Annotated in this window: 13 protein-coding genes; 11 read left to right on the top strand and 2 right to left on the bottom strand. The window is 27.5% G+C overall.

The window, feature by feature from the left end; genetic code table 11:
- The first annotated feature begins 14 nt into the window (after nt 1–14).
- The 11 genes from ACREV6_RS02465 to ACREV6_RS02415 all read left to right on the top strand — a co-directional run bounded on the left by ACREV6_RS02465 (nt 15) and on the right by ACREV6_RS02415 (nt 13,045).
- Nucleotides 15–779: an ABC transporter ATP-binding protein gene (locus ACREV6_RS02465; RefSeq protein WP_431576452.1), complete on the top strand. Its 765-nt coding sequence runs from the start codon at nt 15–17 to the stop codon at nt 777–779.
- On the top strand, nt 769–2,730 hold the full coding sequence (locus ACREV6_RS02460) for an FtsX-like permease family protein (RefSeq protein WP_431576451.1): 1,962 nt from the start codon (nt 769–771) through the stop codon (nt 2,728–2,730). The genes ACREV6_RS02465 and ACREV6_RS02460 overlap by 11 nt, the downstream gene beginning before the upstream one ends.
- 291 nt (nt 2,731–3,021) lie before the next feature.
- Entirely contained in the window at nt 3,022–3,297 is a 276-nt protein-coding gene (locus ACREV6_RS02455; RefSeq protein WP_431576450.1) for a CD3324 family protein, read from the top strand.
- A gap of 32 nt (nt 3,298–3,329) precedes the next feature.
- On the top strand, nt 3,330–3,617 hold the full coding sequence (locus ACREV6_RS02450; protein WP_431576449.1) for a DUF2651 family protein: 288 nt from the start codon (nt 3,330–3,332) through the stop codon (nt 3,615–3,617).
- 217 nt (nt 3,618–3,834) lie between these two features.
- A complete protein-coding gene (locus ACREV6_RS02445; RefSeq protein WP_431576448.1) occupies nt 3,835–4,953 on the top strand; it encodes a hypothetical protein in 1,119 nt (372 codons plus the stop codon).
- Nucleotides 4,954–4,967: 14 nt separating this feature from the next.
- Nucleotides 4,968–6,140 (top strand): zinc metalloprotease, encoded by a 1,173-nt coding sequence (locus ACREV6_RS02440; RefSeq protein WP_431576447.1) that lies wholly within the window; start codon nt 4,968–4,970, stop codon nt 6,138–6,140.
- A 166-nt stretch (nt 6,141–6,306) separates the two neighbouring features.
- Complete coding sequence (locus ACREV6_RS02435; protein WP_431576446.1) at nt 6,307–6,438, top strand: hypothetical protein; 132 nt, start codon at nt 6,307–6,309, stop codon at nt 6,436–6,438.
- 386 nt (nt 6,439–6,824) lie between these two features.
- The gene (locus tag ACREV6_RS02430; RefSeq protein WP_431576445.1) at nt 6,825–7,895 is read left to right on the top strand and encodes a M23 family metallopeptidase; all 1,071 of its coding nucleotides are present in this window, start codon (nt 6,825–6,827) and stop codon (nt 7,893–7,895) included.
- Nucleotides 7,885–8,982, top strand: coding sequence for a M23 family metallopeptidase (locus ACREV6_RS02425; RefSeq protein WP_431576444.1), 1,098 nt, complete (start codon nt 7,885–7,887; stop codon nt 8,980–8,982). Before ACREV6_RS02430 ends, ACREV6_RS02425 begins: the two co-directional genes overlap by 11 nt.
- A gap of 1,103 nt (nt 8,983–10,085) precedes the next feature.
- Nucleotides 10,086–10,517 (top strand): ABC transporter ATP-binding protein, encoded by a 432-nt coding sequence (locus ACREV6_RS02420; protein WP_431576443.1) that lies wholly within the window; start codon nt 10,086–10,088, stop codon nt 10,515–10,517.
- The gene (locus tag ACREV6_RS02415; RefSeq protein WP_431576442.1) at nt 10,517–13,045 is read left to right on the top strand and encodes an ABC transporter permease; all 2,529 of its coding nucleotides are present in this window, start codon (nt 10,517–10,519) and stop codon (nt 13,043–13,045) included. The genes ACREV6_RS02420 and ACREV6_RS02415 overlap by 1 nt, the downstream gene beginning before the upstream one ends.
- 34 nt (nt 13,046–13,079) lie before the next feature.
- On the opposite strand, the gene ACREV6_RS25720 is transcribed toward ACREV6_RS02415, so the two are convergent.
- Together ACREV6_RS25720 and ACREV6_RS02410 are read right to left on the bottom strand one after the other, a co-directional pair.
- Nucleotides 13,080–13,154, bottom strand: a complete 75-nt coding sequence (locus ACREV6_RS25720) for a DUF6618 family protein (protein WP_503417266.1) — start codon at nt 13,152–13,154, stop codon at nt 13,080–13,082.
- Between the two features lie 99 nt (nt 13,155–13,253).
- A complete protein-coding gene (locus ACREV6_RS02410) occupies nt 13,254–13,442 on the bottom strand; it encodes a DeoR/GlpR family DNA-binding transcription regulator (protein WP_431576441.1) in 189 nt (62 codons plus the stop codon).
- Between the last annotated feature and the right edge of the window lie 116 nt (nt 13,443–13,558).

Below are 13,558 nucleotides of genomic sequence, written 5' to 3'. Positions count from 1 at the left end.
AGGGAGATGATTAAATGGAGATTTTAAAGGCAAGGAATTTAACAAAGATATATGGAAGTGAAAATGGTGAAGAGTCAACCAGGGCATTAAACAGAATATCTTTTAGTGTGGATAGCGGTGAGTTTGTAGGCATAATGGGACCATCAGGCAGTGGAAAAACAACTTTGCTTAATATGATTAGTGGTGTTGATAAATTAACGTCAGGGCAAGTGAGTATAAATGATAGAGATATATGCGAGATGAGCAAAAATGAGCTAGCCTTATTTAGAAGAAAAGAAATAGGGTATGTATTTCAAGATTTTAATCTTTTAGATAGCTTAACATTAAAGGAAAATATAATGCTTCCAATGATTTTAGATAAGAAACCAGCAGAGGAAATGGAAAAGAAAGCTAGGGAGCTTATGAAACTTTTTGAAATATATAATATAGCAAATAAATATCCCTATAACATATCAGGAGGGCAGCAGCAGAGGGTAGCTGTAAGTCGCGCACTTATTAACAACCCATCAATAATCTTTGCAGATGAGCCTACGGGAAATTTAGATTCGAAATCCTCAAAAGGTATTATGCAGTGTTTTGAAAAGATGAATACAGAGCTTAAGGCTACCATACTAGTAGTAACTCATGATGTTTTTGCAGCAAGCTATTGTAATAGAGTCATATTTATTAAAGATGGGAAAATACACTCGGAAATTGTTAAAAAAACCACAAGAAAAGAATTTTTAGATAGTATTTTTAACTCATTAGCTGTACTTGGCGGTGAAAGCTATGACCTTTAAAGATATAGCAATTAAAAATATTAAAGGTAATATAAAAAAATACATAACATACTATTTGTGCAATAGCTTCATTGTAGCAAGCTTTTTTATGTACTCAGTATTAATTTTCAACGAAAAACTATGGACAACATCTCAAATAGAGAAAGGTGTTTTACAGGCGATTATGATTCCCAGTGTAGCTTTAGGAGTATTCTCACTATTTTTTATAAGTTATGCTCACTCCACCTTTATAAAGTGTAGGAAAAAAGAATTTGGTGTATTTATGCATCTAGGCATGACAACGGTGGACATAAGAAAAATAATTATTTATGAAAATATAATAGTGGCTTTAGCATCAATATTATTAGGTCTTTTAGTAGGACTTGTTTTTTCAAAATTATTTTTTATTGTTACAATAAAACTATTAGGGGTTAAAGAAATAAGTTATGTTATAGGGTTTAAGAATTTTATATTCCCAACAATTATATTTAGCGGTATTTACTTAGCAAATTTGTTAACTACGATAATAGCTACACGTAGGTTTGAAGTAATTAAACTTTTAAAAGCTGACAGAAAGATTCAAAGTAATAGGTTTAGTAATCCTATATTCGCGTTAATAGGATTACTAATAGTTATAGGGTCAATTATTATTTTATATAAAGAATTTAACAACTCAGAAGCTGGTAGGCTAGTATTAGAGACAACTATATTAATTTCGATAGGCGTATATATTTTTATATCGCAGTTAGGGGGATTTTTAATAAAATACTCAAAGAGAAATCCAAGGGTATATTTTAATAAATTATTATTTATAACCAGCCTAAATAGTAAGTTTAAGCAGAACAAAATAATAATATTTATCATCTCAATTCTGGTTGCAGTAATAATATTTTATAATGGAGCTATGCTTAGTTTTTGCATCACAGCTGAAAAAGATGCATTAAATACAAATGCTTATGATATTTTCTATGCTGAAATTAAAGGTAAAAATGTATTATCTAATGAGGCAATAGAGGAAATAGTGATTAGAAATAAAGAGGAAATAATAAAGCATGAAACCTTAGAATTTGTATATTACTATGGAACCAGTGGAGAACCGGTTGATGAAATCATAATGACTGATAAAGAAATAAATAAATTAGGTAAGACTAATTTCAAGGTTAGTAAAGGTGATTATATATATCTTTATCAGTTTGATGTAACTCGTGAAGCTGAAAAGAAAAAATTTAGAAAATTTAACATGAAGCTTGTTTTTAATAGTGGAACATACGAATTATATAATCAAGAGAATGTTTTTAAAAGAATAGTCAATAACGGTAATTATAGTTATTCTAGAATTAATGTGGTAAATGAAAGTGACTATAATTTTATTAGAGAGCAAAACAAAAGTTATGAACTTGGTAAATTTCAATTATACAATTTTAACAATTGGAAGGCTACAAAAGTTATAGTTGAGGAGCTTAAAAGTGAGCTAGAGCTAATAAATAAAACCACAAAAGAGTTGTATTTACCATTTAATAGATACGAAGATATGTTAAAAGTTGCTTCAAAAGTTGGAAGTTACAATTTTAATATGCAAGGAGCTAAACTATTACTATTTACCTCAGGATTTTTAGGAATATTCTTTTTTATAGCTACAGCTATAGTGCTATTTTTAAAGCTATTATCAGATATTGATAGTGATAAAAAGAGGTTCAATAGTATGTATAAAATAGGAATTACAGAGGAAGAGATAAAAAAACAAGTAGGAAGTGAACTTAAACCTTTATTTTTTATAGGACCTATTATTGGAATTATGTTAGCTTTTGCTTATACCATAATCTTTAGTCAAGATAGCGCATATAATGTAAGAAGGTATTTTGTATATTCTAATATAACAGTTTCGTTAATATTTTTGCTTATACAATTAGTTTATTATTTTATTTGTAAAAAGATTTATTGTGATGAGATTTTAGAAGATCTTTTGATATGAAGATTTTATTAAGGCTTTTATTAGTTAGTTATTTGACAATATTATAGTTGGTGTTATAGTATGCTCTATGGTAAAATATTCACATAATGGTTTAAACTTATAGATTAGCTATAAGAAATAACAAACACAATTCATTGTAACCTGAGAAGAAAGGGGGAGAGAGCTTTATGACCGAATATGTAATTAATGCGTAGCAGAGGCTATTGCATAAATATTAATAGTTAATAATTAAAATATGAAATAACCTTTGCTCAATCCTAAAATTAAATTGTATTTAGGAGGAGCATACTAATGAGCTATGTTAAAGCAACTGATGTGTTGCCAGAGGAAGTATTGGATTTAATTCAAAAATATGTAGAGGGTGAGTACATTTATATTCCCAAAAGGGAATGTAACAGAAAGCTTTGGGGACAAACTACTAAAAGTAAAGAGATAACTTCTGCGAGAAATGCAGATATTTATAAAATATACGAAGAGGGTGTTTCTGTAAAAAGTCTTTCTAAAATGTATTATTTATCTCTCAAAAGTATACAAAGAATTATTTTTAAAATGAAAAGAGAAATATAATAATAAAATGCGTCTAAAAGGAGGCATTAACTATGTTATTATCTATACAGTCAATTGACCCTTTTCTAATGCAATTAGTAATCATTCCGTTTATAACCATTGGATGTGGAGTGTTATCTTCAATATTTTTAAAGAAGGTTTGGATTTCTCCAATAGTAACATTTATTATTAATGCTTTAGATGAGATATATTATTTTAAACACTATTACTCAGAAATTAGACTTACATCTTGGAGTATTATTTTTCCTATAATTTCATTGGTTATTTCTTTAATAATAATTCCAACTATTAAAACAAATAAAAAGGATCCTGTTGCATAATAGTAACGGGAGTAAAAAAAATGCGCCATAAAGCAAAAGCTGAGTGGCGCATTTTCGTTTCAAAAAAATTTAGAAATACAAGAAATTTATTATATATTGAAGAAAATACTAATAGAATGTAATTTATATTACGAATCATTAATTTGTTGACAAATTATACAATTAATTGTATAATTTACAAATAAACTAATTTAATATATATATGGGGTTTGATACAATGAAAGAAAAATTTATTAAACAGTATCAATATATAGATAAGTATATGTCACATAGTAATTGTAAAGTAAAATGCTTATATGATGTATTAAAAATGTGCGAAATAAATATAACTATAGATCAAGCTTACTTTCTTATAATGAATGATTTAACTTATTTTAAGACTTTTGATTATCCATTAAAACACACAAAGGTGAAATTAGGGCTATTATGTAATTTTACTGATGGTTGTGAGTTCGAAGCTTTAAAATCAATTGGATTAACTATAACTGAATTAGATAATAATCAAACTGATTCATTAGAAAAATTAAAGCTGTTAGTTGATAAAGATAGTATAGTTTTATATTGTTTGAATTCAGCAGAAATGTTAAATAAAAAGGAAACTAATACTTTAGCAGCTAGACCAGTCTCTGTATATGCTGTTATAGGATATGATGAAAATAAGATAATATTAAATTATAGGTCAAATAAGGGTATATTTGAAAAGGTTGATTATGAAAAATTTGAATTAAGTAGAAAAAGTATAATGTATCCAGTTAGCCCTAATAGCAAGGCTTATGCTATAAGAATGGAGAATACAGAGGAAAAATATACTAAAATTGAAAAACTTATAATTGAAAATTTAAATAAAGTAAGTGGCGGTTATTTTATTGTGGATAAACCTGATTGTAGCAACATTACTAAATGGGAATCTAGTCCTTATTTTTCTATGATAGAGCATTTGAATTCATTTAAAACTAATATTTTAAATATAACAAGGGATGAAGATGTTATAGACAAGCTTTTTAAAATGCAGTTAAGTGTACAAAGATTTGCTTTACATTTAGGTTCAGAGGGGACACTTTCAAGAAGAGAATTTGGAGAAGCACTTAAACATATAAACATAGGTTTAAATAAAAATGAACTTTGTGCATTAGGTGATGAATTTAATGATATATCAACTAGATGGAGAAATTTAAGTAGAGATTTATATCATTATAATCTTGGAAAATTAGACAGCGATAAATGCATTGAAGAAATTTCATTAAAACTTAAAAATATATGGTTGGAAGAGGATCTATTATTAAAAAAATTATACTTAATAAGTGGGAGACATCCTTCAGAAATGTCGTTAAAGTAGGGAGAAGAGGTTCATTGGAAGAAATTATTGATAAAATAAAACCGAAAATTATTAGTAATTGTGAAATTATTAACGGCGAAGATTTTTATGGAAATGGGTTTTATATTTTAGCATGTGAGGATTATGAAAAATATTTAAAAATAGATTCTGATAAATTAGTATATGTTGAAGAAATAATTAAGATGTTTACAGGAAGTAATACACTAATAGATATTTCGAATATTCTTTATGAAAAATTTAATAAGAAGGTTGATGTTTATACATTTTATAAAATATTGTTAAAAAATAATTTTATAAATTTAGGAAGTAAGCATAGTAAAGACTCAATAAAAAATGAATTAAGTATAATGAGCACGCAACTATTTAAAATAGAATTCGAAAATCAATTTAACTTTTTAAAAAAATCATCAAAAAAAATAGAAAAAGTAACTCGTATAGTATACTGTTTGTTATTTGCAATATCAATAATATGTATATGGAATGCCAAATATGTAATAGATATAAAAAATATTACATTAAAAAATTCTCCTTCATTAGCTTTTTTTACATTTATAGTTATTAATTTAATTGTAATAGTTCCACATGAATTATCCCACATTATAGTTGGAACAGCATATGGTAAAAATCTAAACAAAATAACCGTAAATTTGTATTCAGGAATATTTATAATGTTTATAGTTAATTTTAGAGGCTTAACTACATTGAAGGATCGTGAAAAGTTTCATGTTTTAATAGCAGGAATAATTACAAATTTAATGATTTTCATAGTATGTTGGGGAATTTTATCTTTACAGTGGTTTTCAAATTCAGCTAGAGATATTATTAGCATTATAGCAATTAGTAATTTATTCAATGCTTTAGCTAACTTTAGCCCTTTCTTTTTATCAGATGGTTATTTCTTATTTTCTATTTTGATAAATAAATATAATATGAGAACTTATCTAATTAAAAAAATTTTTTTGAAAAACAACACAAATGAATTAACAAAAAAAGATAAAAAAATATACATAGGTTATATTTTCATTAGTCTGGTCTTTATTATTTATATGACAATCTGTTTGATTTTTTGGCTTATGTCTATGATAAGAGCAAGAGAATATGCATTAGTAACTATTTTTATATTTGTATTTATATATAGTAAATGCAATGTTATTAAAAATTTTCTTAAGTTAAGAAAATCGCAATAATTTAGATGCAAATTATTATTAAAAGCATGTTTATAGTATTATTTGGATATATAGACTTTTATTGTTGCTTAAATATAATTAGTAATAATAAAAATTTAATATATATAAACAAAACGTATAGTAGAGTTGTTCACTTTTAAGTTATATAAAAGAAAGGAGGGTTAACATGAGTGATATAAAAAATGAAAAGGAAATAGTTGTAGAGGAAATTACATTTGAAGATTTGGAAGAGATAGAACAAGTCATTACAGCAAATATGTCCATTGTTTCTGGAAATGCCAACAGTAATTTTTGCTAACATTATTTGTTATTGATAACCATACATTCCAATTTAGCAAGTGAATGTGTTAATGTCTAACCATGATCTTTGAGCGTATAAATGAAGAATAAAAGCTATTGGATTATATCTGATAGCTTTTTTCATATTGTATGAAGATACAATATGAAGGAAGCATTAGTAGGAACTACGTTTAATTACATTTATATTCCTAAAAAGGAATGCGCCATAAAGCGAAAGCTGAGTGGCACATTTTCGTTTCAGAAAAATGTTATAGGTTGATACGCTGATGTTCCCAGTGATATCATTTAAATAGAAGGTTAAGAAAGTGGTGAAACCCATGGTAAAATAAGCGAAGTATTAATTGTGAGTAAAAATAATCTATTATATATAGTAGGAGGATTATAATGCAAATAAGTGCAATTCCAAAAGATTTTATTATTAATATGGCCCTTGAAACAGGTGGGAAAGTAGTATCAAATTTTCTTTTACATGGACTAAAAATTAAAAATGATTCAGATGAAAATATAATACTAAAAGATATAAATTTTGAGTTATATGTTTCAGATGTTTTAGTGAAACAAGTTACATACCAGGGAAAGTCACTTGAGAATTCTATAAAAGAATTTGCAGAAAATAGTATCTGGCTTATTAAAGGTTTTGGGGCTAAATTATTTTTAGGTGAAGAGGGCTTTTGGAATCCTGAATGTTATACAAATTCTATAGAGATGAAACCAAATCAGGAAACAGGTATATTTAATGAATATTTTATAGTAGTACAGGATAATGTTATAGATGAATTAGTGATAAAAGTTAATTATATTAAAGGTGGAGAGGACCAGATACAGGAGTTGAAAATTCCTCTAATACAATATAAAAATAAAAACAAATATATATTTCCACTTAAAGGTATCATCTCAACTTGTGGAAATTATAATACTTTGCCCGACCACAGGCAGCATTACTCAATGGAATTTGCTTTTGATATGGCTCAGTATAATGCGGATCAAAAGCTATGTTACAAAGACAATATGTGTGAAGAGGACTATATAGTTTATGGTAAGGATATACTAGCAATAGCTGATGGTGAGGTTGTAGATTGTTATCACAGCTTTACTATGACTACTTCTTGGGATTGGAATGAGAGGAAGCCACTTCTAGATAAATATGGATTGGCAGCTCAGTGTGGAAATTATATAGTTTTAAAACATGCTAATGAAGAATATTCTTTTTATGGGCACTTGGTTACAGATAGTTTAACTGTAAAAAAAGGTGATAGAGTAAAACAAGGACAAGTTATAGGTAAGGTTGGACATACAGGATTATCTAATTGTCCTCACCTACATTTTCAACTTATGGATGGACCAGACTTCTTAGCAGCTAGAGGGCTCCCTTGCTCTTTTTCAAATATAAGAGATGTAGCCGGCGAGAAACTTGGCTTAATACAAGAAGAAAATATAATTGTGCATGCAGAATAAAAGAAAAGAGAGGATGATAAAAATAGAAATTACAATTTTACCAAAGGATTATATAATAACAACATCTGATTCCTATGATAATACATATTTTTCTGATTTTATGTTGAGAGCTTTAAGGATTAAGAATACAACAGATGCTGTGATAGAAATACAAGACATTTCTTTTACAGTGAAGAAAAATGGACAGGTTATAAAGGAATATGTATACTCTTATGAGGCATTAAAGTTCTGGATACCAGAGTGGAATAAAAACATTCATATTTCAGAAAGTCAAATAGGAGCATTAATAGGGGTCAAAAAATTATGGGATTACAACTCCTTAGTTGAAAGTACAAGATTAGAGCCTGGTAAAGAAATTGGATTAAGAAATGAGTACTTTCATATTGTATATAATGAATTATTAGATGAACTTATAGTTCAGGTCAAATATACACAAGCGGGTACTGAGTATAAAGAAAGTAAGAATATCACTCTTTTAAAATATGAGAATAAAAATAGATATATTTTCCCAGTTAAGGGATCATGGCAAGTCAACGGAAATTTTGACTGTATCATGGCTCATCGACAAAGAAACAGTGATGAATTTGCCTTTGATTTAGCCAAACTAGACAGAAATGATATGACGCCCATTAATAAGGATATGAAACCAGAAGAATATCCTTGCTATGGAGAAAAAGTATATGCTATTGCAGATGGATTAGTAGTGCAAGTTTATGAGGACATGAATGTAAATACCATAGGAATAAGCAAGAAAGAAGGAGAAAAATTAGAATCTATTCATGGCTACTGGCCAATAATCACAGGTAATGTGGTAAGTATTCAGCATGATAGAGGAGAGTACTCTCAAGTTGATCATTTACAATATCATAGTATAAATCTAAAAGTTGGAGAAAGAGTGAAACAAGGTCAAATAATTGGTTTAGTAGGTGATACAGGTTTATCAAATTGTCCCCACCTGCATTTTGAATTAACAAATGGGTTTAATGCAGAAGCTAGAAGTTTCCCTTGCTTCTTCACTAATATCTATACTAATGGAAATCCAATTGAGATTATTACAGAAGAATATACTATGGTACATGCTGAATAAAGAGTAAAAAGCAAAGTGGTGTAACCAAAAAGGCTATCGGATAATATTCGATAACCTTTTTGGTTATAATAAAATAAAAAAGTGAAGGGTTACATAATTAATGATTTATAGCATATATAATAGTATTATTGAAAGCTATAAGAATAGGTCTTTCTTTTACGAAAGTTAGCAAAATAATAGAAATAAGAATTAAATTTTAAGCTTAAATGGTTAGATATAGATGAAGATGAACCAACCAAAGTATTACGAGTTGGAGATTATAGAGTTTTATTCGAGAAAAAGGATAAAGAACTTATAATTATTATAATCTAAGTTGGAAATAGAGGACAGATTTACAAATAAGCAAAGTTTAAGTAGAAATTCTTATAAATGCACTGAATTAATTTTCAGTGTTTTTTTGTGCTTTTAAATGGTTATTAAATTATAATAAAATGAATTTATATGAAAAGCTTCAAATTACAAAGAAACACTTGCTGATTCTTTGATTTTGGGGACTTAGACAAGCCCATTTTTCAAATGAGTGGCAGTAGCACATGTGGAATCACTGATACAACTAAAGCCCCTATAATGCTTATCATAGTACCCAAGTATGTTAGTTTATATCAATATGTTCAGAGACAGCACTTAAAAAATACAAAAAAAATTTTAATTGTTACATAAATGATTTGTAGTTTATGATTTTTACATACAAATTTTAAAAATATTGAATAAAAAAAGATATTCATATATCTTTAATTGTAAAGTCTTAATCGCTAGAAAATACTATATATTACAGTATGTATATAAAAGATAAGAATATTTAATATAAAAAGAAACAAAAAAATATAAAAGAAGTTGCTTTATTTAATAACATAACTTAAACTGAATATATAATATATAATATTTAACATTTAAACAAAAAAAATACATTTAATTTTAGGAGAACAAGCAATTTTTCCAAATATAGAAAATTATAAGCGAAAATATTCTATAAATCTGGATTAATACAGATAAATTAAGAGCATTTAAGACTTTGTCATTAGAAATGCAGAGTAAACAAGAGTGCATAGATTGTGAAGTAGCTGAAGGTTGTGCATTGAAATAATTGATGGGGGTAACGTATTATGGAATTACTAAAAACATATTATCTAACCAAAACCTACGGCACAGGTGAGGCATCTGTCAAAGCGCTAAAATCTACAGATTTAGTTATTGAAAAAGGTGAATTTACTGCAATAGTAGAACCAAGTGGTTCAGGGAAAATCACACTTTTACATCTATTAGCTGGACTTGATAAACCTTCCGCAGGGCATCAGCAGAGAGTGTCTATAGCAAGAGCACTATCTAATAAACCTTCTATCATATTTGCTGACGAGCCTACTGGAAACTTAGATAGCAAAAATAGTAAGGAAGTTTTAGAACTTCTTACCATGTCTATAAAAAAATTCAATCAAACTCTTGTTATGATTACCCACGATCCTAAGGTTGCAGCATGTGCAGATAGAATTATAACTATATCAGATGGAGAAATCATTGAGGACACGAGGGTGATATAATGAAGAACTTTTGGAGTCTTATACCACGTAATTTAATGAAAAATAAGAAGAGAGTCTTTTTTATAGCAGTAGGTATAATATTATCAATTTCCTTGATTATTTCTTTAAGCATAATGCTTGATATTTTGAAAACTTCTTCTTATAAACGTATGGTAGACGATGATGGTGGTATATATGATGCATCATTTTTCACATCACAGAAAAAAAACTTAGAAAAATTAAGTAAAGATTCGGTTGTAAATAAAACATCGATTTTTGCTTGTTTAGGAAATTATAAATTACCAAATACTAAATATATTTTAGAAATAAATGGTTATGACAATAATATAGCAGAATTTCTTAATTTTAAGTTGTCGAAAGGTAGATATCCTAAAAATAATAATGAAATTGCAATGGAAGAATGGATATTAAATAATATGCCTAAAAAATATAATATAGGGGATAAAATTAAATTAACTTCAAGTATACAATATATAAACACTCAAGGAAAACCAGATGAAATAAAGAATGAAGATGAGTTTATATTAGTAGGGACTTTTGAATATAAATTTAATAAAAATGGCCAAAAAAATAAAGCAATTGCATATGTGACCAAAAATTATGTTGAAGGTGTATTACCATCAAAATATATTCAATATGGTGGGTATTTAATTACAAATTCAAACAATCCTATAGAAAAGGGTATACAATTGTTGGAAGCAACTGATGACTATGAAAAAATATTTTTCAAGAGGAATTCTAGCAAAATATTTACATTGCAAATATTTAAGACTGTTGATTTTATAAGTATAGTTTTATATATAATAATAAGTATTGTAGCTAGCGTAATAATTTACAACATATTTAATATGTCAGTTACAGAAAGAATTAGAGAGTTTGGTATGTTAAGAGCAATAGGTGCCTCACCATCAAAAATTAAGATCTTGGTGCTGGGTGAAGGATTAATTCTGGGATGTATATTTATACCCCTGGGAATTATTATTGGAAGCTTTGTAGTTAAAGGTATTATAATTCTTATGTCTGGATATAAGGATTTTAGTGCGATAATGGATATTCCTAAAAATGGAGTTATAGCCTCTTTTATAGTCGGATTTTTAACTATAGTAATTGGTGTTTATTCTCCAGCAAAAAAAGCATCTAAAATATCTCCAATGGAAGCTATTAACTCAAATAATAATTTACAATTAAAAGGTAAAAACATAAAGAAAAATTCACAAGTGAAAAATATAATAAGTAAGAACTTTGGATTTGCAGAAGATATGGCGTACCTAAATCTAAATAGAAATAAAAAAAGATTTATAACTACTCTGGTTTCACTAAGTATAAGTATAATAATGTTTATGATTATAAATTATTTAATAAATTGTTCAGACCCTTTAAATAGTATTAAAACTAAAATGGGAGGAGATTTTTTAATATCTACAACCAATAGTCAACAGAATTATTCCATATCAGATAAAGACTTAGAAGATATTAAAAATATAAACGGTATAGATAAGGTGAATAAATCAAATGAGTTGAAAACAACTATTGAAGTTGAACGCGAAAAAATCACCAATGAAGGTATGAAGTATATTGAAAGAGAAAGTAAAAAATCTCCTGAAGCGAAAAATAATTTCCAACAAAAAATTTATAGTTTTAATGCAACTGCATTTGGATATACATCAGAAAATTTAAAGACTATGAAAAAACATATAGTTAAGGGCAAAATAGATATAAATGATATGAATGAAAAGCCAGAAATTATTTTAGCACAGAATTTAAATTATAATAATAATACTAAATTAAACTTAGGAGATAGTATAGTATTAGATTATCCTTATTATGATTCAAAAGGAAATTTTGTGAATATGCGTAATGAAACCTTTATTATTAGAGCATTATTAAATCAAGATTATGCAGCTCCTGATATGAAAATTGGAAATGTAGTGATTATGAGTGACAAAGTTGCTGAGAAATATCTTAATATTAAAGGTTATCAAAATATAAAAATTAATTTAAGCAAAAATGGAAATTATGATGAAGTGGAAAAAACTTTAAAGTATAAATTAAGCAAACATCGTGGTGCTACATTAGTATCATATAAAGAAGCATTGGAAAAAGCTAAAAAGGATAATTTGCAAGTGTCCTTGATAATGTATAGTTTTGTAGTTGTAGTAGCTATAGTTAGCATTGTTAATTTGCTTAATATTATGAGTATGAATGTACTATTAAGAAAAAAAGAAATAGGTATGCTTAGAGCCATAGGCTTTGGAAATGATGAAGTAAAAAAAATGATAAGAGCAGAAGGAATATTTTATGGGGTTGCCTCTGGATTTTGGGGAACAGCATTTGGAACAGTATTATCCTTTATATTCTTTGTACTTACAAGAAAATCGCTTACACAAGGGATGACATGGCGTTTCCCTATAGTTACTATAATAGCACTATTTTTAGTAACTATAGTTATTTGTTTACTTTCATCAATAAATGCATCACGAAGAGTATTTTCTTCAAGTATTGTTGAATCTATAAAGGGTGGAGAGTAATAACAGTTATAGAAACCCACCTAATTCTAGTTGATTATGTTAAGGCGTGAGCCACAGTTATCGCATCTATTTTGTTCATAATTGCACTTAAGCGTTCAGAGTTCCAAATATTAACTTTCTTCGCGTACTTTACAAATATAAATAAAATTGTATAGCAAATTGAGTGTTAATTTATAAAAGCAACAGGGCGAAAATGCCGCCCTGTAATCTATTCTTTTTCTACTATTATAATATTGATTTCTTGTTCTTCAAAAGCTGATAAGTCTTCTTCCGATGCATCCCAATCGGTAATAAGAGTATTTAATCTGTTTGCAGGGCAAATACTGACTATGGATTCAAATCCGATTTTCTCTGTTGGAAACAATCCGATAGTTTCCTTTGTTATCCATTTCTCCACCTAAAAAAATTGTAGATATATTATCCTTTTTTCGCAATTCTTCTGCAATAATAATGGAGTTTGTAACTACCGGTGCATTGAAATAATTGATGGTTTATAATAATTTATGGGGGTAA

Source organism: Clostridium sp., from assembly GCF_050717515.1.
GTDB lineage: Bacteria > Bacillota > Clostridia > Clostridiales > Clostridiaceae > Clostridium_AD.
The sequence above is the reverse complement of the archived record's forward strand: the minus strand, read 5'-3'. Positions and strand labels throughout refer to the sequence as shown.

Excerpts from the sequence above, each read along its gene's own strand:
- ACREV6_RS02465 (WP_431576452.1), top strand. The coding sequence starts at position 15 with ATGGAGATTTTAAAGGCAAGGAATTTAACAAAGATATATGGAAGTGAA.
- ACREV6_RS02460 (WP_431576451.1), top strand. The coding sequence starts at position 769 with ATGACCTTTAAAGATATAGCAATTAAAAATATTAAAGGTAATATAAAA.
- ACREV6_RS02455 (WP_431576450.1), top strand. The coding sequence starts at position 3,022 with ATGAGCTATGTTAAAGCAACTGATGTGTTGCCAGAGGAAGTATTGGAT.
- ACREV6_RS02450 (WP_431576449.1), top strand. The coding sequence starts at position 3,330 with ATGTTATTATCTATACAGTCAATTGACCCTTTTCTAATGCAATTAGTA.
- ACREV6_RS02445 (WP_431576448.1), top strand. The coding sequence starts at position 3,835 with ATGAAAGAAAAATTTATTAAACAGTATCAATATATAGATAAGTATATG.
- ACREV6_RS02435 (WP_431576446.1), top strand. The coding sequence starts at position 6,307 with ATGAGTGATATAAAAAATGAAAAGGAAATAGTTGTAGAGGAAATTACA.
- ACREV6_RS02430 (WP_431576445.1), top strand. The coding sequence starts at position 6,825 with ATGCAAATAAGTGCAATTCCAAAAGATTTTATTATTAATATGGCCCTT.
- ACREV6_RS02425 (WP_431576444.1), top strand. The coding sequence starts at position 7,885 with ATGCAGAATAAAAGAAAAGAGAGGATGATAAAAATAGAAATTACAATT.
- ACREV6_RS02420 (WP_431576443.1), top strand. The coding sequence starts at position 10,086 with ATGGAATTACTAAAAACATATTATCTAACCAAAACCTACGGCACAGGT.
- ACREV6_RS02415 (WP_431576442.1), top strand. The coding sequence starts at position 10,517 with ATGAAGAACTTTTGGAGTCTTATACCACGTAATTTAATGAAAAATAAG.